Source organism: Sphingobacterium sp. LRF_L2 (genome assembly GCF_965644235.1).
GTDB lineage: Bacteria > Bacteroidota > Bacteroidia > Sphingobacteriales > Sphingobacteriaceae > Sphingobacterium.
In genome coordinates, this window is the sequence record NZ_CBFFRI010000008.1 from 287783 (window position 1) to 311844 (window position 24062).

The 24062-nt window shown below is 41.2% G+C and carries 14 protein-coding genes; 9 read left to right on the plus strand and 5 right to left on the minus strand.

What is annotated here, in order from left to right:
• Window positions 1–243: 243 nt before the first annotated feature.
• The 7 genes from ACSZOX_RS17335 (at window position 244) to ACSZOX_RS17365 (ending at window position 14165) form a co-directional block, all read left to right on the plus strand.
• Window positions 244–3774 (plus strand): SusC/RagA family TonB-linked outer membrane protein, encoded by a 3531-nt coding sequence (locus ACSZOX_RS17335; protein ID WP_437921418.1) that lies wholly within the window; start codon window positions 244–246, stop codon window positions 3772–3774.
• 13 nt (window positions 3775–3787) lie between these two features.
• Entirely contained in the window at window positions 3788–5164 is a 1377-nt protein-coding gene (locus ACSZOX_RS17340) for a RagB/SusD family nutrient uptake outer membrane protein (protein WP_437921419.1), read from the plus strand.
• A 136-nt stretch (window positions 5165–5300) separates the two neighbouring features.
• Window positions 5301–6245: an ABC transporter ATP-binding protein gene (locus ACSZOX_RS17345; protein WP_437921420.1), complete on the plus strand. Its 945-nt coding sequence runs from the start codon at window positions 5301–5303 to the stop codon at window positions 6243–6245.
• Window positions 6246–6346: 101 nt separating this feature from the next.
• Entirely contained in the window at window positions 6347–8644 is a 2298-nt protein-coding gene (locus ACSZOX_RS17350) for a Gldg family protein (protein ID WP_437921421.1), read from the plus strand.
• Between the two features lie 2 nt (window positions 8645–8646).
• Window positions 8647–9987, plus strand: coding sequence for a MutS-related protein (locus ACSZOX_RS17355; RefSeq protein WP_437921422.1), 1341 nt, complete (start codon window positions 8647–8649; stop codon window positions 9985–9987).
• Window positions 9984–11330, plus strand: a complete 1347-nt coding sequence (locus tag ACSZOX_RS17360) for a MutS-related protein (RefSeq protein WP_437921423.1) — start codon at window positions 9984–9986, stop codon at window positions 11328–11330. The genes ACSZOX_RS17355 and ACSZOX_RS17360 overlap by 4 nt, the downstream gene beginning before the upstream one ends.
• Before the next feature lie 3 nt (window positions 11331–11333).
• Complete coding sequence (locus ACSZOX_RS17365) at window positions 11334–14165, plus strand: M16 family metallopeptidase (protein ID WP_437921424.1); 2832 nt, start codon at window positions 11334–11336, stop codon at window positions 14163–14165.
• Window positions 14166–14269: 104 nt separating this feature from the next.
• On the opposite strand, the gene ACSZOX_RS17370 is transcribed toward ACSZOX_RS17365, so the two are convergent.
• Window positions 14270–15229, minus strand: coding sequence for a hypothetical protein (locus ACSZOX_RS17370; RefSeq protein WP_437921425.1), 960 nt, complete (start codon window positions 15227–15229; stop codon window positions 14270–14272).
• 103 nt (window positions 15230–15332) lie between these two features.
• Window positions 15333–16001: a hypothetical protein gene (locus ACSZOX_RS17375; RefSeq protein WP_437921426.1), complete on the minus strand. Its 669-nt coding sequence runs from the start codon at window positions 15999–16001 to the stop codon at window positions 15333–15335.
• Between the two features lie 415 nt (window positions 16002–16416).
• Between ACSZOX_RS17375 and ACSZOX_RS17380 the strand changes: the two genes are divergently transcribed.
• Together ACSZOX_RS17380 and ACSZOX_RS17385 are read left to right on the plus strand one after the other, a co-directional pair.
• Window positions 16417–17109 carry an outer membrane beta-barrel protein gene (locus tag ACSZOX_RS17380; RefSeq protein ID WP_437921427.1) on the plus strand — a complete coding sequence of 231 codons (693 nt, stop codon included), beginning with the start codon at window positions 16417–16419 and terminating at the stop codon, window positions 17107–17109.
• A gap of 37 nt (window positions 17110–17146) precedes the next feature.
• A complete protein-coding gene (locus tag ACSZOX_RS17385; RefSeq protein WP_437921428.1) occupies window positions 17147–17785 on the plus strand; it encodes a hypothetical protein in 639 nt (212 codons plus the stop codon).
• Between the two features lie 196 nt (window positions 17786–17981).
• Here ACSZOX_RS17385 and ACSZOX_RS17390 read toward each other — a convergent pair whose 3' ends face one another.
• From ACSZOX_RS17390 to ACSZOX_RS17400, 3 genes are all read right to left on the minus strand, one after another.
• Window positions 17982–21230, minus strand: a complete 3249-nt coding sequence (locus ACSZOX_RS17390) for a S41 family peptidase (RefSeq protein WP_437921429.1) — start codon at window positions 21228–21230, stop codon at window positions 17982–17984.
• Window positions 21231–21544: 314 nt separating this feature from the next.
• Entirely contained in the window at window positions 21545–22489 is a 945-nt protein-coding gene (locus ACSZOX_RS17395) for a hypothetical protein (protein ID WP_437921430.1), read from the minus strand.
• Window positions 22490–22606: 117 nt separating this feature from the next.
• Window positions 22607–23941 carry a PepSY-associated TM helix domain-containing protein gene (locus ACSZOX_RS17400; RefSeq protein ID WP_437921431.1) on the minus strand — a complete coding sequence of 445 codons (1335 nt, stop codon included), beginning with the start codon at window positions 23939–23941 and terminating at the stop codon, window positions 22607–22609.
• Window positions 23942–24062: the final 121 nt, after the last annotated feature.

Below are 24062 nucleotides of genomic sequence, written 5' to 3' on the forward strand. Positions count from 1 at the left end.
TTTCAGGTGTTTAAGGAAAAAGCTAGGAGCGCTGCCACGCCCCTAGTTAGCGATTTTCCGAACACACAATCATTAATTACTACAAATTATGAATTACATGACCTTTTCAATGTCAAGAGGAAGGTTCATGTCCAAAAAATCAGCAAACAAATGTATCAATATTTTTTAGCTAAAGAAAAGCAAAAGGCAAATCAACTAACCTTAGAAGGCCAATTCTTTTCGAGATTTCTAATCAAATTAATCATGCGGTTTCAATTATTTTGCATATTGTTTTTGGCCTTGTTTTTACAGACAGCCACTGCATTGCACGCCCAAAATAAAATAAACCTGAACGTAAAGCAAGCCACCCTCGAGGATGTCTTGCAACATATTCGTTCCCAAAGTGGCTATGACTACGTTATTCGCCCTGAGCACGTGAAAAAGTTCACTCCCATAACCATGAGTTTAACAGAAATGGATTTGAACACCTTACTTCAACTCTGTTTTCAGGGTCAATCGCTCGGATTTACTATACGCAATAACACCATTATAGTGACCGACTCCCAACAAGAGCGTACTATAACAGGCGTAGTAACCGACACCAACAAAACACCTTTAGCAGGCGCTAGTGTGCGGCTTAAAGGCACCACCATACAGACAAAAACCGATGAAAAAGGTGTATTCAAACTAGAAAATGTCCCTAGCCGATCTGTATTAGAAATCAGTTACCTCGGATATGAAATCCGTCAAATTGACCTAAGTGCAACAGATGCACGTAACCTCGGTCCATTGTTCATACTCAAGCAACAAATGGCGGAGTTAGAAGAAATCACCATCCAGGCCAATACAGGTTACCAAAAATTAGACCCAAGCAAAGCCACCGGTTCTATGGTAGTCATTGATGAGAAAAAAATACAAGAAAGTCCTGCTTTAAGCCTTATGCAACGCTTAGAAGGACAAATCCCAGGTGTTCAATTCAACATGAAAACCAACTCCATGCAAGTTCGATCTCCAAATACCATTTTTGGTTCAACAAGCACACCACTTATTGTTATCGATGGGTTTCCAGCAATGGATCAACAATTGAGTACAAATCCTACAGGCGCAGGACGTCTTTATGCCACCAATTCAAGCGCAAGTATCCTCAATAATTTTAATCCCGACGACATCGCGAGCATTACTGTTTTGAAAGATGCAGCAGCAGCCTCTATTTGGGGCTCCAGAGCAGCAAATGGAGTTATCGTCATCGAAACCAAATCCGGAAGATTGGGCAGTAACAGTATCAATTTCTCCAGCACATTCGGAACAACAGCACCTCCAAATCTAAATCGTCTGAAGACAATGAATTCGGCGGAGTACATCGATTTCGAAAAAGAACTTTTTGATAATAACTTTTATTACGATCCCACGACGGGTTGGCGGTACAGCAACCTATCAGACGCATTGCATGTGATGTTCAAAGCACAACGGGGAGAAATAACAAGCGCAGAGCGAGACGAAATCCTTACACAAATGGGGCAGCTAAACAATCGCGATCAGATCCGCGATAACCTCCTGCAGAATGCGCAAACGCAACAATACAACCTATCCTTTAATGGTGCTGTAAAAAACACCAAATACTACGCATCTGCTGTATATAGTAACGACCGTCCTATTTACAAAGAAAACAGTGCTTCCAATATGTCTTTAGCTTTTAATATGGAAAACAATTATTTCAACAATAAACTTCGTTTTTCTTTGGGGCTAAACCACATGCTACAAAAAAGTAAAGTTAATGACGCAGCACTCAAAGCTATAAGCCCAGGTAATTTTGGACTTAAGCCTTATGATATGTTACTAGATGATGCGGGCAACTCAATAAGCCGTTACTACACCTTCACGCCGCAGGTCATGCAAGACCGGTTTGAAAGTCAGGGATATCTTCCCTGGAGCTACAACCATATTGATGAGCTGAAGTATGGAAACGATCGTTACGACAATAACCAAACACGTGTTATCGGGAAAATCGACTATCAGGCATTTAGCTGGTTACATGCTTCTTTATCCGGAACCTATCAAAGAGGCTTACGCAATATGGAAAGTCTACGTGATAAAGACAGCTATGAAATGCGCGAGCTTATTAACTTAGCTACGACAGTCGACGCCACAGGCAAGAAGATATATGGTGTCCCTATGGGTGGGAAATTTACGACTTCAAACAATAAAGCCGAAGATTACACCCTACGATTCCAAGTCGACGGAGAAAAACGATGGAATGATATACACGAATTATCAATCTTCGCAGGAACAGAAATCCGACAGACCTACAATATGGGGTACATGCAAACCCGGTATGGTTTTGATAAGGACACCTATCAATCCACATTAATCAATCCTACTATACCTTACCGCGATATTTATGGAGCCAATAAGCTGCTTAATATCCAAGATGCACCTATCAATATTGATCGTCTCCGGTATTTAAGTTACTATGCTAACGGAGGATATACATTGATGGATAAATACTATCTCACAGGAAGCGTTCGCTTCGACGATGCGACGATTATCGGCGTAGATCGCTCAAAACGGGCAAAACCATTTTGGTCAACCGGTGTCAGATGGGATATACATCAAGAAGCCTTCATGCAGCATATGAATTGGTTAACCCGATTGTCGATACGTTCAAGTATAGGAACAGGCGGCTCCGTTCCTACGAATGGCACCTCATTTACACTCTATTCTGCATCAATTATCGATCCCGTCACCCAATTACCTACGGGAATGATTTCGACGCCTGCCAATCAAATGCTTGGTTGGGAAAATACCCGTACCTTCAATACAGGTGTTGATGTTGGGCTATTCAACAACCGTTTGGGGCTAAACGTCGATATCTATTCCAAACGATCTTCCGGTATTATGGCGAGCGTTCCCTATAATTCAACCTATGGATGGTCAAACCTTACCTTCAACACATCGAACATGAAGAGCAGTGGTATTGATATAAATATCCAAGGACAAATTATCCAAAAGCCTCTATGGAATTGGAGCAGTTCATTCAATATGGCCTACAGCACAAATGAAGTAACGGATAATCGCTTTCCTCGCACGTCCAACACACCTAGCTTAAGTTCTGCAGCGATTGAAGGTTACCCTATCGATCAATTATTTGCTTATCGTTGGGGAGGTCTAGATAACAAAGGCCGTACACAGATTAAGGACCAAGCAGGTAATATCATTGATTCGGAAAGCTCCACCTCTAGCTTCACGCCCGACGATCTACGCTATATGGGAAGGTTAACAGCGCCTTACTTTGGCGGTTGGACCAACAATGTATCTTACAAAAATTGGACTTTCACTGCGCGCGTAACCATGAATTTCGGACATAAAGTTCGCTGGCGCGAGGTAAACGGATCGCAATATCCAAACAACACGGCAGGTTTTGGAGGATTCCTAGCCAACAGTAAAGCTTTAACCGAAAGATGGCGTCAGGAAGGTGACGAAGCAAGAACGACTATTCCAGGTGTAATTAACACCAATTTCAACAGTATCGATCGTTTTCAATATGCCGACATCAATGTGCTAGATGCAAGCCACATCCGTTTGCAGCAATTATCGTTAAACTATAGTTTTCCAGCACACCTGCTCAACAACTACAAAACATTTAAGTCTTTATCGGTGGGTATCACAGCCTCAAATCTGGGCATCATCTGGAAAAAGACAGATCGAGATATCGATCCCGAATACATGTTTGATGGAAACTATCAAAGCATGCCACCAGTAGCAAGTTATTTATTCCGATTAAATGTTGGTTTCTAAAACTTAAACAACAATGAAATTTACACTAAAAAATATCACCTATCTTATCGTGCTTCTTTCCTTGGCATCATGTAGGAAATATGTTGAAATAGACCTCGTGGGGAAAAGAGAGTTGAAGTATACACAAGATTACCAAAATTTACTAAACAGCACGACCAACGTGGAACGCTCCTATTATTTCCCGGTGTTGGCCAGTGACGACGTTTATTCAGGAGACGAAATATATCTCAACAGGTTTGGCGTCAACGATGCCAATGCTTACACTTGGAAAGCCGATATTGTTGGTGATAATGCCGAAGATGATGACTGGGCCGGGATGTACAAACAGATCTATCTCTTTAATCAAATCACTTCCGAGATCATGCAAAGTCAAGGCGGTAGCGAAGAACAAAAAAGAAACATATTAGCCCAAGCAAAGGTTCATCGCGCGCTAAACTATTTCTTTCTCGTCAATATTTATGCGAAGCAGTACAATGCCAGTACCGCATCTTCCGATCTAGGTGTTCCATTGTTGACTACACCCGATCTATATGCATCGCTCGTCAGAAAACCGGTTCAACAGGTATACGATCAAATTATCGAAGATCTAAGCAGTGCTATCCCTGATTTACCTATAATAGCGGATCATAAAATATTAGTTTCCAGCACAGCTGCTGAGGGGATATTAGCAAGAGTATACCTACAGATGAAAAATTATGCTAAAGCTTTAGAATATGCCAATTCAACATTAGAAAAACAATCTGGATTGGTCGATTTAAAGAACTACACCACTAATCCGAATATTTATCCAGACATCCTTGTTGATCCAGAAGAAATCTTCATCAAGAGCACCAGGATAACCTCTCCCACATTATCGCTCCATCCCGATTTAATCGCATTATTTGAAGAGGGCGATTTACGGAAGACACTATTTACTATTGATGGTTCGGCTTTCGGGTCATGGCTATCCTTTACCGGGGTAGGCTATAATAAATTTCGTATCATATCGGCCAACAGTAAAATCACCAACGGTCCCAATGTTCCTGAGATGATGTTGATTAAAGCAGAAGCATTAGCTCGAGATGCCGCGAGATATCAGGAAGCACTAGCCGTATTGGACAAATTACGCGAACAACGCTTTACCAGCGCAAACTTTACCTCACTCTCACTTTCTTCGGCGCAAGAAATCTTAAAAACAGTTATTGCCGAGCGTAGAAAGGAATTGATGGGAAAAGGTCTACGTTGGTTTGACCAAAAGCGATTAGCAGATGAGGCAGGCTTTGTGAATACACAAACACGAACCTATAAAGGAGAAACGTTCACATTAGCGCCTACAAGTAATCGGTATGTCCTACCTATTGCAACAAAGTATATCGTCCTTAATCCCGAAATACAGCAAAATCCGAGATAAAAAAAGCGTTTAAAAACAGCTTACTTTCCTGAAGAACGGCCCAATCGTGCCTGGGTCGTTCTTCATCAGAACAGCATTACATTTTTGAAAAAAAATGCGCTGTCCGGGGAAGGTTCATCCATCAAAAAACAAAAAAATGACTACAAACAATGAAGCTCCTATCGTCCAAGTGGTCGATCTTTCTCACAAGTACAACGTACAGTGGGCCGTGCGGGATATCAACTTTGAAGTACGCAAAAATGGCATCTATGGTCTTTTAGGCGCGAATGGAGCCGGAAAATCGACAACGATGAACATCATGTGTGGCGTCCTCAACCAATCCCATGGTCAAGTACTGATCCGTGGTATTGACATGGCTGAGCATCCCGTTGAGGCAAAAAAACATATTGGATTTCTTCCACAACACCCGCCACTACTGCCCGAACTTACGGTTGAAGAATATTTGATCCATACAGCCAATCTTCGCTTAATGCCTGCAAATGAGATACCAGCTGCATTAGACAAAGTATTGGCAAAGTGCAACATCAGCCATTTTAGAAAACGACTACTAAAAAACCTATCCGGAGGTTACCAGCAGCGTGTCGGTATCGCACAAGCCATCATTCACGAGCCCGATTTTGTCGTATTAGATGAACCCACGAACGGCTTAGATCCAAATCAAATACTCGATGTACGTCACCTTATACGGGAAATTGCCCAAGAGCGCACGGTGGTCTTATCCACCCATATCTTACAAGAAGTGCAAGCCCTGTGCGATCATATTTGGATGATACACGAAGGTCGTATGGTGTTTTCAGGATCCATGGAAGAATTCGATAGCCAAGTCGCGCCAAACAGTGTCATGGTCAGTATGATTTCTCCTCCCTCCGTTGATTACCTACAAAGTTTGCCCTATGTCGTAGACATTGAACCCATAGGTAACGTCAAATTCCGTATCCGATCTACAAATACTCAAGAACTTATTCAGCAACTTGTAGAACGCAGTGTCGTAGAAAAATGGAATCTTATTGAGATCTATTCCGAAAAAAGCTCTTTGGAAACCGTATTTGCAGAGATGACCAAGAAAAAAAGGAAAGCATAAAAGCAATTGGATCAAAATATAAAACCTAGATGTACATCATGTTGGACACCGTCGAATCAAATTTAGACAGACAGTCGGCCACAATTGAAATAAAAAATTAGATGAAAACAACTTTAAAAATAGCAAAAACCGAGCTACAGGTTCTATTCTACTCCCCAGTAGCATGGCTTATTCTCATGATATTCACGTTCCAGATCGGCCTCTTGTTTACACAAGGATTCGAAGGCATGGTTCGTGTACAATCGATGAAAATCGATCTTGTAAATGCAACACAAAGCCTATTCTCCTCTCCTTGGGGCGGTATATATCCAAAGGTACAAAGCTATCTGTACCTTTATATGCCTCTTTTAACCATGAGTATCATGAGTAGAGAATATGCCAGCGGTTCTATCAAGCTGTTGTATTCGTCGCCGGTAACCAACAGTCAGATCATCTTAGGTAAATATATAGCATTACTTTTGTTTGGTTTAACATTAACCTTGACGGTAGCCGTTTTTGCTGTGTTTACCATGTCAACACTTATCAACACCGATATTGCCCCCATATTAACCGGTTTACTTGGATTATTTTTACTCCTCTCGGCCTATTCTGCTGTAGGTTTATTTATGTCCTCTCTCACCAGTTACAATATTGTAGCCGCAATAGGCACACTTTGCATCTTTGCCCTGATGAACTTTGCCCGTGATCTATGGCAAGATATTCCATTTGTCCGCGAGATCACCTATTGGATAGCCATCAACGGAAGAGCAGACACCTTTATTGCAGGTCTTGTCACTACCGAAGACGTGTTCTACTTTCTTCTGGTCGACCTTCTATTCATCTCATTTACCATCTTCCGATTACAAGCTGTTCGTAAAAAACAATCCAACACGCAACACATTATCCGTTTTGGAGGCATTGCACTTTGTGTATTCGTATTAGGCTACATCACCACATTACCAGCACTCAAGGGATATTATGACAGTACCTATCAAAAAAGAAACACCCTTACGAAGAGTAGTCAAGCCATCATGTCCAAACTAGATGGGGATTTTAGCATCACGACCTACGTCAATATGCTTGAACCCAACAACTTTATCGGGCTCCCCGCATCGTACAAAACTGATGTAGGTTCATTCGAGAAATACATTCGATTTAAGCCAGAGACAAAGATGAAGTATGTCTATTATTATCATGATGCAGAAAATCCTACCTTAGATCGTCAATTCCCTTCACTCAACACGGAGCAAAGGCTAGATACCTTGCGCAAATTCAACAAATGGAAATTTGACATTCTCCCTTACAGTGCGATCAAGGATCAAGTAGACCTCTCCACAGAAGACTATCGGTTCGTTCGTGTGCTAGAACGTGGTGATGGCAGAAAAACATTTCTCCGCGTATTTAATGATATGGTCCGCGTGCCGACAGAATCTGAAATCAGTGCCGCCATCAAGCGTCTTGTTATGGACGAACTTCCAGTAGTTGGATTCGTGAGCGGACATGGCGAACGTGACAGCAAGTCTACACAAGATCGCGGTTACAAGACCATTACTCAAGAAAAAACATTCCGTTACTCTATGGTGAACCAAGGCTTTGATTTTAAAGAAATCAATCTTTCGCAAGATATCCCCAGCACCATCAACATCTTAGTCATAGCGGAACCACGCCAAGCCTACAATGAAAACGAGCTAAAGGTGCTACACCGCTATATCGAACGAGGCGGCAATATGTTGCTTGCAGGCGAGCCAGAGCAAGCTAGCATTTTTAACGAAATCGCTCAGCCATTAGGTGTTTCTTTGGAACCAGGTGTCTTAGTCAAAAATCAAGAAGCTCTTCAACCCGACCTACTGACATTGAAGCCAACCTCTGCGGGTGCGTCGTTCTCATTCTACTTACAACCGATGATCCGTCGAGAAGAAGTCGTGACGATGCCAAGCACAGCTGGATTGTCCATTGCCGACAGCAGTACCTTTACCGCTACAGTACTCTTTGCTAGTGATAGCACCGGTACCTGGAACGAATTGGAAAACAGCAACTTCATCGATTCCAAGCCAACCTTGCAGTTGCAGGCAAACGAAAAAGAAGGAGCACGTGCAACCGTACTCGCCTTATCACGCCAAATATCCGGTAAAGAACAGAAGATACTTGTTACGGGCGATGCAGACTGGATCAGTAACAGTGAACTGTTCATTCAACGCAACCAGGTCAATGCCTCCAACTTCTCTTTAGTTAGTGCTGCCTTTTCGTGGCTCAGTGATGGCGAAGTTCCTGTAGACATGCGCCTTCCAGAACCTATTGATACCACCCTACGTATAGGAAAAAGCAGTTGGAACTATTTTGCAATATTATTTAAGATCATCATTCCATTGAGTATGCTTAGCATAGGCATCATCATCTGGATCAGAAGAAGAGGACGGTAATTATGGGCTTAATCATAGATAAACAAACCTTAGACGATCTAGGTATCTTCGCACAGCGTGGTAAAGCATCGATCTTCGGCATATTTAATAGAACGGCAACATCAGGAGGTTCAGAATTATTAGAAGAATGGTTCACCTATCCGTTATCTGAAGCGCCTCTTATTGAAGAACGCCTAGAAACGATTGCGTATTTTATTTCCAATCCCACAACATTTCCATTCGAATCGAATTGGTTTGATCAAGCGCTATTTTATTTAGACATGGCCGACGAGCGCAGTAGACTGCATCAGGGCAACCAAAGTTTAAAAGAGCGGTTCCAATCGTTATTAGGAGGAGATACAGAGTACAAGAAAATAGTTGCCGGTATAACGGCCTGTAGCGCTATTATCCATCGGTGGAAAACCCTCTTGGCACAAGCAACCGGCGAGCCTAGCAATAGTTTTTCCAAACAGCTCAAGCAGTTTTCCAAGAAACTATTAGGAAGCAGTCTGGAAACCTTCCCTTTGTTAAAGGACAAGCAAAAAATCGCAAGAGAACAAGTTATATATTATGACAACATCTTACGTTTTGAAGAAAAAGATCTTTTCCAACGTATCCTGCGCGATATCTATACATTAGATGTCTATATCTGCGCCGCACAGGTTGCAAAAGCACACAATTTCCATTTGCCAACCCTTACTCCTATAGGAAAACAACAATTGCACTACGAGCAAGTTTTTCATCCATTGGTACCGGGAGCAAAAGGCAACAGTCTCTACATGGATGCTGATCACAATATCACATTCCTTACCGGAGCTAATATGGCCGGAAAATCTACGTTTATGAAATCCTTGGGCATATCGTTATTCTTAGCACATATCGGGTTCCCCGTTCCCGCCCAGCGCCTCATATTTTCGCCACGAGATGCACTATACACCTCAATCAATCTGCCCGACAATATACAAATGGGCTACAGCCATTTCTATGCTGAGGTTCTCCGTGTAAAAAAAGTAGCTCAGCAACTCGCAGAAGGCAAAAAGCTTTTCGTCATTTTCGACGAAATGTTCCGTGGAACGAATGTAAAAGACGCCTATGAGGGAACAGTAGAAGTCGTATCCAGGCTCTACAAACATGGCGGATGTCAGTTCATTATTTCCACCCATATATTAGAAGCAGGTGAACAATTGAAGGCCAGTCATCCCGACATACAATATGTCTTTCTACCAACGATCATGAAGAACGGGATCCCGACCTATACCTACGCGCTGCAACAAGGCATAACAGCCGACAGACATGGTATGATTATCATTGAAAACGAAGGAATCATCGATTTATTAACCCCGCAAAAATCAGCACGTATATGAGTTTCATAACGGATAAACAGACCTTAAGAGATCTTAATATTTTGGGAAAATACAGACGGGATTCAATCTTCTCGTTATTCAACCAAACATCCACCTTTGGAGGAGAGCATCTTTTGGAAGACATGTTTCATAACCCGCTAACCCAGCTGTCCGAAATTCAGAAGCGCAGTGCAATAATCGCTTTTTTCAGAAAGCATGCCCTGCCATTTAATATTGATCTGGACGACCTAGAGCTCGGTCAGAACTTTATAAACAGTGACACAAACCGTTCCTACAGTGCCAGTCTATTCAGCATAGCCCGATACGCCATATTAGAAAAAATGGGGCTTAGTGCAGAGAAGAAACACTTTGAAGCAAGTGCTCGAGCACTTTTACGCTTAATGTTAAGCCTCCGTCGTTACCTACAGCAGTTAGATGGTGTCGATCATCAAAATTTACTACAAGAAACCCCGTTAGGCCAACGCTGGATAAGAGAAGCCAACGAATTGCAGCAACTGCAAGAGGAGGTTGAAAAATCAACAGATTCCCTTTCCTGGCAAACAGCCGCAAAATGCGACTACTACCTACGTTATACTTGGGCCGAAGAGCTGCAAGATGCACTAAAAATGATATACTACATTGATGTGTATCAATCAATTGCACAAGTTGCTAATCTTCGAAACTTTGTAGCAGCCGTTCCCTACCCCACAGAATTACAAAAGATCAGCCTCGAGAACGTTTATCACCCGACTATCCCGCGTGCCATAGGCAATGATATACACTTTAATAAAGAAGAAAATCTGCTGTTTTTGACAGGCGCCAATATGGCGGGAAAATCCACCTATATGAAAAGCCTAGGTATAGCTTTATATCTCGCCCACATGGGTTTTCCCGTCCCGGCTAATGCGATGCATTTCTCGATAAAAGATGGACTTTACTCATCTATCAATGTGGAAGACAATATCGATCTAGGCCATAGTCATTACTACGCCGAAGTACTGCGGGTCAAACAAATAGCCGAGGCTGTAAACGAAGGAAAAAATCTCGTCGTTATTTTCGATGAACTTTTCAAAGGAACGAATGTAAAAGATGCATTTGAAGCTACATTAGCTGTTACGCGAGCTTTCCAGCAGCATCATTCTTGTCAGTACCTCATATCAACACATATCGTTGAAGTAGGCGAAAAACTAAAGGAAGAAATACCTCAAGTACAATTCCTCTATATGCCAACTATCATGAGAGGACAAGTCCCACATTATACTTACAAGTCAGAAAAAGGCATCAGTGCAGATAAACATGGAATGGTACTTATCCAAAAAGAAAATGTACTCGAACTATTAGAAAACAGTAGAACAAAATTTTAGCATATGCGATTTACACCCTTATTTTTTACCTTACTTGCCTTATCTCTTGGTGCAGGCGAGCCAATCTTAGCACAAGAAGCAACGGCATCATCTTTAGAGAAGCCAATATCTTCTGAAAAAATCCCATTAAATCCAGACGTTAAAGTCGGCAAATTAGCCAATGGCTTTCAATATTTCATCCTCCGGAATACAGAACCTAAGGAGCGTGTATTATTTTACCTTGCCAACAAAGTAGGTTCGCTACAAGAAACCGACAAGCAGCAAGGCTTAGCTCATTTCTTAGAACACATGAATTTCAACGGCACGACGCATTTTCCTAAGAATGCACTCGTTGATTATCTACAAAAATCAGGCATCCGCTTTGGTGCCGATTTAAATGCCTATACCGGATTTGAAGAAACGGTGTATCAACTCCCCTTACCAACAACAGATCCTACACTATTAGCGCAAGGTTTGCTGATCATGCGAGACTGGGCCAATGGTGCATTACTAGAAGATGAGGAGATAGACCAAGAACGAGGTGTTATACTCGAGGAGAAAAGACAACGAGGCGGTCTCTCACATCGTTTGCAGGAGAAAACCTTTCCTATGCTAACCAACAATTCCCGCTACGCTTATCGCATGCCAATAGGTACCGATGAAGTACTAAACAACTTTAAGCACAGCGAAATACGTGATTTTCACAAAAACTGGTATCGCCCAGAACTGCAGGCATTAATCGTAGTAGGCGACATTCAAGTAGAAGAAATAGAAAAAGCAATTATCGACAAATTTTCAGACTTAAAAAATCCGAAAAAGGCGCCAAAGCTACAGCAACACCCTATTCCGTTGACGAACAAGAATCAGTTTCTATCCTTCACCGATGAAGAAGTAACGCAAACATCGTTACAGATCCTCTACAAAGTCGACCACAAGAAAACAGAAACAACAGCAGATTATAAACCATCCTTGGCCAAAAATCTATTCATCCAACTTACCAACACGCGCTTAGGCGAGTTGACTCGAAATGCCCAAACACCGTACTTGTCTGCTTCATTAAGCAATAGCACGCTGGTAGGAAATCTAGAAACCAATGGTATACAGATTATGCCGAAACCAGATAGTTTAGAAGCCAGTGTTACAGCCGTGTATCAAACCTTAAAGCAAATCAAACAATTTGGTTTTTCAACCAGTGAACTCGATCGCTTAAAAAAGAACTATTACACAATGCTGGATCAGAGTCTAAAAGAAAACGATAAAACCAATTCAAAATCGTTTATGGATCAAATTCTCGCCCACTATCTTAAAAACGAGCCAGCTCCATCTTTCGAGTTTCTGTACCCCATTCTTACAAAAGCTATCCAAGAGATCAGCTTAGAGGACATACTGGCCTATGCCAACGACTTTGAAGGCAATAAAAACCGCGACATTATCTTAGTACACACGAAAGATAGTAAGCACGTTCCTGACGAATCCGAACTACAGACCTGGATAGCTTCCGCCATAAAAAAGGATGTAACCCAATACGAAGAGGAACAAGCCGCCACACAACTTCTGGAAAATTTGCCCACTCCTGGTCAAATCATCAACGAAAGTAAGGATAATGTTGTGGGCACCGAAACACTAACGCTCAGTAACGGAGTTAAGGTCATCTTAAAGCCTACGCAACTCAAAAACGATGAGATACAGATTACATCGTTTAGTCCAGGCGGATATTCATTATATGATATAAAAGACTATCAATCTGCAATCAACGCAACGAGCATCGTTACAAACAGCGGATTAGGTCCCTTCAATTCCTTACAGCTGTCCCGTTATTTGAATGGTAAGAACGCATCCGTAAGCCCTTTTATCAATGAGATTGGCGAAGGTATCAAAGCCTATGCTACAAAAGAAGATCTTGGCACAGCCTTTCAGCTTCTCTACGCGTATTTTACGGCAACACGCTTAGATGAAGACTTCAATGCAGCCAATTTGGAAAAATCTAAAATTGGCTTGAAAAATCGGCATTTACAACCCAGTACTTTTTTCTCCGACAGCATCGCTGCAGTTTTATACCATAATGATCCACGAAAGACAGCGCCTACACTAGAGAAAATTAACCAAATCAACATGAAACGCTCTCTGGAGATATTTCAGGATCGATTTGCTGATGCTTCCGACTTCACCTTTGTCATCGTCGGCAATTTTGATCGCCAGCTGATCGATTCCTACATCACCCAATATCTTGCCGCCTTACCCAGTACAGGACGCAAAGAAAAATTCCGGGACAACGGGGTTTATCCACCCGAAAAAGGCATCAGCATGTCCATAAAGAAGGGGCACGAAGACAAATCTACCGTTGCCATGGCTTACCTCGGCGTATATGAAGATTACAACGAATACAACAACCTTCTAATGGATGCGCTATCAAGTTGTTTAACCATCAAGTTAACAGAGAGGCTTCGTGAAAAAGAAGGCGGAATCTACTCCATCAGTGTTTCCCCATCGTTAGCAAAAAATCCGAGAAAACGATTTGGGATGAACATATCCTTCACCACCAATCCCCAACTCGTCGAAAAACTAACTACTGCTGCTTTAGAAGAGATTGAATCCATCAGATCGAAAGGACCAAGCCAAGAAGATATTGACAAGTATATTGCCGAGAAATTGTTGAGTAGCGATCAACAGATACAGCACAATGAATTTTGGTTATCCTACCTACTCAGTAGCGCAGTCGACGGTCTTGATCCTGCCCGTATTTATAAGGAAAAAGAGGCCATCAAATCCATCAGCCGCGAAAAGGTACAAGCATTAGCAAAACGATATTTGGAACCAGCACATTTGTTCCAATTCGTCCTTTATCCAGAGCAATAGCATCAACCTCAAACCAAAAAGCCAGGGAAGTTATATCCTGGCTTTTCCATATCCTAACCTTATTAAATATACATCTGATCCATCAAATGGCCATGTAAGGTCCTTTATTCCATAGGCAAATCTACGCGTGTACCATTCTTCCAATAGCAAGGCTTATAATCGATCGGTACAGCCCCTGTAGAGCCCGTAACATACACATCATTCCCATCCACATAGATAGACGAGGCTTGTGCATTATCTTCCAACTCATGCAGTTCGGCATTCTTCCAGTACACTGCAGTGTGTCTACTACTATTTGAATTAAACTTGTTGATCAATCCCACAGCATAGACATCATTGCCACTTTTTAGCAGCTGCAACACCTCTCCATAACGTTCATCCAAAATCACGATATCTCCATTCGCCCAATACATAGGAAACCCGTATTTCGCGCTAGCATAGAATGATTTTTCGTCAGGTCTGTAGACCGATGTCATAGATACAAACGACCCTTGCTCTGGTGAAGGCAATTCCGAGAAAGAATCCTCTCCATCCCAAACAAATGGCCTATAATTATATAGAGAACCGCCCTGCTTCATCGTCATTAAGGTCCCTCCAAAAAAAGGTTTTCCGTTATAGCTATCCATCGCAACCAGTGTACCAATACTATCCGCATTCATCGTCTTCTTTATTCCATCCCTATAGTAATAGATGCTTCCTTTTCCTTCATTCGAGGAAGAAGGATTGAAACGGAATTGCTGGTAGCTTTCTGTACCATTCAGCGCATTAAACACAATCTTTCCATCGTAGTTAGCCTGTAGATACACCGCATCTGAAGGCAGAGCCTGCAGAAAAGTACTACTATCTGTCTGTTGCCCGTTCATCCAATACACTGTATGCACAGCGTCATTCTTGTTTTCGTAACCGTTTACAAGTACATTTCCTTCATGCGAAATGATGCTATAACCTCCCGCCAGGTGATCGGGCTTCGTTTCCGATTTTTGACAAGAAGAAAGCACAGCAAATGATAACGGCAGCCAACAGAGAGAACGCCAATTCAACGCAACGTAGGATTTAAAATTCATAATAGTTTATTAGATTCAAATTAGCTCTAAAAATAAAGATTTTTAACCGAAATTAACCACTTTAATAAAAGATCAACAAATTGTGACAAAAAACGATAGGACACTATTGATAGTAATAGCGTACATTGCAATACAATACAGTATCCGTTTCCTCTGTCATATCGGCCAGTGCTGCAAATCGAGCAGGATTATCCGAAAAAAAACTCCCGTCTGATAGAAAACCTTCTTGCTTTCCATCAAGTCCGACGCCACTTGTTTCACGCACCTTAACAAATCGATAAAAAGCACGATCATAGGCGATTCCCTTCGAATCAGGCAGTTTAAAACCATAAAACTGTGTTCCATTGCCAACGACCCTAAAAAGAGAATCCATTGTACTTACCTTATATTGAAACGTATTTCCTGCATAAGTCGTAGGAAATTCCACCAAGGTATCTTTATATACTTTTAAAGAATCATAGCGCGCGCCATCAATTTTATTACCGTCATCGAAATAATTCTTAAAGAAGCTTTTAGGATCCGTTACCGCAGCAGATTTGTCGATACCACCATTCTTAGAACCTACATACAATTTCAACTTTACCAACTCTTCACGATTAAACCCATACACATAAGTCTTCTCTTCGTCATCGTTCTCCTCTTCTTCTGGCTTTTCTTCGTCATCCTCCGGTACAGCGACCACTTCGTCCGCTGCCGGCTCATTTTTGGAACAGCTAAAATAAAACAAACCAGAAAACATCAACATCACCGAAATACCAAACATATTTTTCATAACACACATCTTGATTAGCAGTAACAATCTATTTAACACTAAAATAACCAACTTAATTCATGAAAAGATAGAATAATATAAATTACCGTATATATCACGTTGAATTTCTTAAAGTCATCGTTAGCATTTATTTTCCTTCTACATCACACAGTTTATTTCTACAACTAAAATTCACTAACCGAAAGAAAAGCTCATTCAAACACCTTTAGAAAAGGCGTTTTAAAACACATAAAACCAAAAATAATTTCTTTTTTTATTTACCTATCATCAGTTACTTTTTTGTAAGTTTGCCACCGAAATTAGGGACAAACCTGTGTTAGCCGTGAATCGTATCTTAGGTACTTTTCCTTTCAGAGATCAAAGAATTAGAAAACCGTCCATTAATCTCGTACAGAAAAAATATACAAACCGTAACATGAACAAATTTTTAACCTGTTTATTCTTTGTCGGAACGATCAGTTTTGCCAAAGCACAACAACCGCAAGTATTCGTCGAATTAGGCGGAAATTACAACACAACTAAGAAAGACTATAACTTGCTTTCTATGAATGGACAGAAACAGCTAAGCGAGACCAAGCAACCAAAGATCAGCGCACGCGTTGGTTTAGGCCTATCTCAACACTCGTTTATTGGCCTATCTTATCTATGGCATAAAAACAGTATCTTGACCGGTCAGTCTTATGATCAAAATGATTTTCACACATCCAATTCCGAAACAATAACTACAAAAATCAATGCATTCGGGGCCTTTTATCGATATTACTTTCTCCCTTTTAACAGTAAAAAATGGAATATATTTACCGAGTTTAATCCAAGTTACCAACTTTTAACAACGGAATTTAAAATCGAAAGAATATCAGCCTACCCAGAATACTATGGACAGGATGATCAATTGGTAGAAATAAGTGATAAAAACAAAACACAAGCAATAGATCTAGACCTAGGCGCCGGTGTCTCTTATAAAATAGCAGGCAACATTTCCGCACAGCTTACTTTTCGCTCATTGGCAAATTTTAACCGATTGACAAAAGGTGGTAAAACAACACAGTTCAGTTTGATTGACAAACCTTTGCAAAACACCTTCATATCCCTTCATTATGCATTCTAAATTCTATAGATCAACTATTGGTTTTATCCTAATATTGATGAGTACCCTTGCTACAGAGAGAGTTCAAGCACAAACCAGCAGATTTGTACTATCTGTAGACGGACAACTCAATTCCATCAAAAGAAAAGCAAGCGAGAATAATTCTTTCGAAGGTAAAGAATATGATTATTCATTGCATCCCCGATTAGGTTATCGTTTTAATAAAAGATGGACTGCTGGGCTTGCTTACCATTTTTCGAAAAATGAAATCGACTACACAGCTAATTTAAACTTTAACGGCATGGATGTCCTGTTAAAATCAGAATTAGGCACCAAAAGACATGGATACGGTTTCTTTATTCAAAATCACTTAGTAGACAATAACAAATTCCAGCTTTTCGTAGAATTGGATGGACAGAAAGCGAAAGAAAAAAGCTTTAAGGAAGTAAACGATTTTATAACTATTATAGACAATAGGGAAATTTTCCGCGAAAGCGATCAATATAACGCTGCTATCAATATAGGAAGTCGCTATTACTTCTTCAAAAATCTAGCGGTAGAAATCCGTTCCAATAATATTGTCCAGTATCGACATGCAGAGAACTCCAATAATAATAAAGAGTGGACCGTAAAAGACTTCAAACTACTTGATAACGTCCTAGGAAATATTTCCCTTGGTCTCGCATTCCGATTTTAGGTAGCGCCTCACGATCTGGTATCCTGAAAAGACAACTCCCAAACAACACAGGTTTCGGGAGTTGTTTGTTCAAAAAAGAAAAATCCCCCAACTTCTTCTTATAGCGATCATATCCTATCAGCTTGGGTATAGTACAACAACACAAAAGGCCCCAAAAAGAAAATCTTTTTGGGGCCTTTTACAAAAAATCATGCCTTTACTTTACCTCTTTCAAAAGTTCATCTACAGCTTTCTCTAACTGCTGATCTATTCCTTTTGCAATCACGTCAGGTTGGTTTTTCACTTCAAATGTAGGCTTCGTTTCATTATTTTCGAGCCATTCACCAGCCTTATTTTTAGCACTGATAGGTACCGCCCCCCAGACAACACCATTCGGCAATCCTTCCCAACCTGCAAAACTACAAGTTCCAGGTACAGGCATCCCCACAGTCTTTCCGATACCAAGGTCGGTGTATCCACAAGAAAAACAGTGTCCATCGCTGTAATTCGCCTCGTTAAACATAGCCAAAGTAGGCTTTATCCATCGGAAAGTAGGCTCGTATCCAACCGAACGATCAGCCGTAGCATAATCCAAAAACTTCTCACCGGTAAAAAACATCGCCAGATCGGATACCAGATCCCCACCACCATTAAAACGCGTATCCACAATAACACCCTCACAATCTGCAAATTTACCCATCATCTCTTCGTACATATTACGGTACTGGTTATCGTTCATTCCCGAAATATGAACATAGCCCAATTTACCTTTACTGCGTTGTTCAACTTCCTCCTGATTCTTTTTCACCCAGCGACGGTAAAGCAAAGCGCCCTCTTCACCTAAAGAAATAGGTTTTATCGTCAACTGTTGTCTCTTATTTGTTTTAGGGTCAAAAATTTCCAACAGCGTAAACTTATCGGCTTTCCGATTCAAGTACCTTGCAACATCCCTGTCTTTAGCAATCAATTTCCCATCAATTTTTTCAATGATCGATCCTGGAGCAATAGCAAAGGAAGCTTTATCCAGTGGCCCTCCTGCTATGATCTCCTCTATGCGGATACCATCTCCCTGATAACCGTAATCCATAAAAATACCCAAAGCAGCAGTAGCATCACCGTTTGCAGAACCACCCGAGTACCGAGCGCCAGCGTGCGAAACATTCAGTTCACCGAGCATTTCCGAAAGCATCTCGGCAAACTCATAATTATTACTAATATAAGGTAGGTATTTCGCATATTCTATACGCAATGCGTTCCAATCCGCTCCGTGCATATCCGGCGTATAAAACATCTTCTTTGTACGTTGCCACACATGATTAAAAGCATCTTTAAATTCAGCATCCCTATCCAGCTCCATTTCACTATCAATCTGGATTACATCCCGTTTATTGCTTTCCGGATTAATCTTTGTAATGCGTCCTCCGGTCAATAAAAAAATAGATTTCTGCTCCTTATCCCACTCCATACTACCACCAGCAGCATCCAGTGCAATTTCCATTTTCGTCTCCTTTGTACGTAAATTTGTACTCCAAAGATTCGCACCTTTCTCAAAGCGGGATAAGTAAAAAAGCTTTTCACCATCCTTCGCCAACAACGCATCCGACAAAGAAGAAGAATGGATTGTCAATCGCGCTTTACGAAAATCGATTCCCTCCCAATCAATTTTTACAGACTTTGCCTTCTCCGCGATTTTAGTTGAGTCCTTCGTTTCCTTTTTCTTATCCGTAGAATCCTTTTTGTTCACCTTCTCCAATTCCTTCAACAAACTAAAATCGTCCTTACTCAAGTTGTAACGATCCCAAGCGTCCTTCGTCAGAAAAAGTGTATACACATCCAGCTGAGAACCACCGCTAAAAGCATGACTTTTCATACCATCACGATTGCTAAACCACAATACCTGCTTTCCTTCATTCACCCATTGCGGTTTCATATCATCGTAGCCACTCTTCGTCAGGTTAATCATTTTATTTTTTCCCTCTGCATCCAGTAGCACGACCTCACTATTGGCCATCGTAGGCCGAAAGCTAGCCAAAAGCAACTTACTATCCGGGCTCCACGAAAAATACTGATCGCCATCCCGCATGTGGAAGAGCTGTTCGGGAGTCATTAAAGTTACCTGATTTTTAGTACCTATATCGAGTACCTTCAATGTCCGCCTATCTTCTATAAAAGCTAACTTCTTCCCATCAGGCGATAATTGAGGTAAATAATTATCCTTCTCATTATTTACCAATGGTTTCTCGTCGATCAAGGTTGCCGCAAAGAAAAAAGGTTCTTCTTTACGTACTCTACTTGCCTGAAAAATCTGCCATCGACCATCGCGCTCGCTTGCATACACGATCGATTTACCATCCGGTGCAAATTGCACAAAACGTTCCTGAGCAGGTGTTGAGGTAATCCTCTTCGTCATCTTCCCATCCACCGAAGTGACAAACACCTCACCACGAGCGACAAAAGCAACTTCCTTGCCATCGGGCGATATGGACATCTCGCTTACACCCGAATTAATGTCGATATAGCTATCTTGATTTGCTGAAGCCTGTGTTTTAATCTGCACATTAACTTTCTGCGGTTGAGATCCCTCCTTATAGGTATACAATTCGCCGTCATACGAAAAACACAATAATCCCTCGGCCGAACTACTTAAGGAACGAACTGGATGTTTCTTAAAATGCGTAAGCTGCATATTCTGTTCGGATTGTCCCAAGTTCAACTTATGTATATTAAAAGAACCACCTTCCTCACTCAAATAGTAGACTGACTTTTCATCCTTGGAAAACAAAGGATGCCTATTTTCCCCATAAAATGATGTTACTTTTTGGTGTTTACCTGTTTTCTTATCAAACAGCCAGATATCCCGTGCAATCGAAGACTGTTGATGCTTACGCCATTCGTTTTCTCCACCTTTTTTATCATGATACAGCATTTTCTGCCCATCTTTGCTAAACTGCACGTATTCAGCCGGCGAAGTTAAAAGTTGACTTACCCGACCCGCCGTTGTCGATACCTGATACAATTCGGGTTGTGATCCCGTAGGGTACTGGCGATGACTTGCCAAATCCTGCCGAACACCACCAAAGACCACCTGCTGTCCATCGGGAGTAAAGCAATAGGGATATTCCGCCGCCGAGTGGAATGTCAGCCGTAACGCTTCGCCACCATCAGCTTCCATCACATACACATCGAAATTCCCGTACCGATCCGATGCAAACGCAATCTTTTTACCATCAGGACTCCACACCGGCATAAAATCATGCGCCTGATGAAAAGTAAGACGGGTTGCAGCTCCCCCTTGCGCGGAAACTTTATATAAATCGCCTTTATAAGTAAACGCAATATGCTGTCCATCGGGAGATATGGCCGGATAACGCATCCATTGAGGGGACTCCTGCGCCTGTGTATTTCCCCATGGCAACAACACAGCGATGACCAAAGAGGAAAAAGCACGGAAAAAATTTATTTTCATGTATAGATTATTTATTTACCAACTTGTAACACGACAAAATACGATTTAAAACAAAAATAAAACAGCGAAAATTATATTGAAACAGCTCCAACGAATAATTTCAAACCATTTCTCTAAAAACCACACCTTTAATGAGAAAAGACAATTAAAATAAGAACGAAAGCACGAAGATGCTACTTTTAAAAGCCTAGACAGAAACAATTGGATTGAATCACAACCAAATTTAGTGTTTTTTTCAACAAATCACACAGCTTACGCATACACTGTACAATCTACCAATCCAATTTTAACAGAAAAACAGAAGAAATAAAAGATTAATATGCTCGCTTAATTATGGTATGAGATGTTAAAACAGCCTTTTGCTTCCAAACACCTTGTACAACAAAACGGTAACCCGTTTCTTCATTTTGAATCGTAAAGCTGTACTTACAAGCCCGTTCCGCATAGGTTATACGACCTTCCAAATCGATATTACTATGCGGATTCACATTTAACCATTGTTGAATTCCGCTATTCAGGTAAAGTTCTTCCGTGGTACCTTCTTTATAAGCTACCGGACTTGACCAAACTAACCCCTGTTCATCCTCAAGCCCGAGCATCGAAATCGACAAATTTTGCCCCGCAGCCCAGTCGAAAGCAGCACGGTCATCACTTTCAAAAGTCGAGAGCGACTTTACGTCGCGGAAAACAGAATCAATAGAAATAGGCTTCACAGCATTGCTATTGTTCGAGATCGTTAAAGGAACACATCCCTCATTACTTTCATAAAAAGTAAGGGATCCTTCTATCTCTTCGACTTCCTGATGTACCAATTTATAACTTTTACCGCGATGCTGCGTGATGCGAATTTCATCCGTTTCTCCAGCAGCATACAATCCAATAAGAATAGATTGGGTGCTATCCGAGAAATTCTCTTTCATCCAAATGGACAAACGACCAGTCTCGTCTAAGCGCCTCAATCCTAGCCAGCCACCTTCAACTTCTACCATACCCGACTCTTCCAAGACCATTGGATTACCGGTACTATCAAGCAACAGCGCACCTGTATTTGCATCTTTCACATAAGCCACCTGCCAGTCTTTTGCCAAAATATCCAACTCACTCTCAAAACCAGAATAAACGGTCAAGTCATGGTAAGTCGGATCGACCAACGCCGTTGATTCTTCATTTTTAGAACATGCAAGAATAAGGAAAAGGCTAAAAACAAGCGTTAATTTACTTACGACACGAAAGAGAATGGACAGGGCAGGTAACAACATAATTTAAAATTCATTAGATAGCTTGAAATGCATCACACTGTATTGCAATACATTTCAAGCTAATATAAGAAAAATTTTGTAGAATTAGCACCTAAACCGATAAGCAATTTAGGTACGTTATGAATTTTCCGTTGTTACATTTGGAATATTTCGTAGCCGAGGCAGCTGTCTTCCCGTCGAATTCGAAGCATCTGTATTATTTTTGACAACTGGGTTTGTCTTCTTTTTTTTCTTCTTCTTTCCCCATTTTCGATTATACCAAATGATAAATCCGGTAATAGGCAGAGAGCCTGCAATCAATGTAAGAAAAAAAGCTAAGAATTTAGTCGGCAGTCCCCATATCGATCCTACATGTATATCATAATTTAAACGTCTAAATTTCTCACCTGCATTCAACTCGTAAAAGTCCTTATTAAATAAAGAAACGCTGTTCGGAAGAAATTCTGCCGTATAACGATCAAAGGAATAATACCTATTGTTAAACTGCCTATCCATATTATTGCGAATAAACACCGAAATAGGACCATCAGCCTTAGCAGTATCGGGGTAGCTGATGTTTAAGTAATAAGGATCTTTGTACTGCGCCAAAATCGTCGCAATCTGTTTATCAAAAGCCTTTGGAAAATTATGCAACACATGCATTTGTGTCGTATCCGAGCTGATCGGTCGGCGTTCAGCAAGGCTTTCGCCCCAGTTTGTCGACCAATACAAAGCCTTATTAAACCAGGTAATACCATAGTACATCCCTGTTATGGCCAATAAGAGGACCAACAAAAAAGAATAAAAACCAAACACGTTATGTAGATCCAGGTTGAGCCTTTTCCATCCCGCTTTCCATTTTACCGTAAAACTCTTTTCGCGCGTCGACTTCGTCCATTTTTTGGGGTACCACCAAACCAAACCGGTGATCAGCGTAATACTGAATACCAAAGTTGCATAGTTGACAATCGGTCGACCGATATCACGAGGAAGCCAAAGGAAACGGTGTCCCTGCAATGTCCACGCAAAAAAACTTTCTAATTTTTCCCGGAGCACACCCTCCTCCGACGTATCTTCCGTTTTTAACCCCAAATATGCCCCTGTATAAGGATGCAAAAGGTGGATCTGAGGCTCAGCTCGTTTCGCCGTATCGTTAGCTTTCACGTTGACCGTAAACGAAACCGGCGAATCCCTCGTATAGGTAATTCCGCGTACCGTCTCTTGTGGATATAGCGAATCCGCAATGGCAATTATTTCAGAAGGAGCTAACAGCGATTCGTAACGAGCTGCAATAAACTGCTTTTCTTTCTTAGGAATCAGTAGATCCGTAATCTCTGTATGAAAAACCCAGAGACAGGCCATCAAACAAATAACAACGATAATGATTCCGGAAATTAAACCGAACCAGAGGTGTAGGAAATTGTTTACCGAACGAAAGGTTATTTTCTTATTCTTCTTTTCTTTTACAGCCATTACAATGTGGTTTTACGGCAACAAATCAGGATCGAATAGCATTCAAGACCCAATCTGCCAATCATCAATCTTTAGGTTGCGGACAAAAAAATAAGTTGTACGCGATACACGCACAACTTAT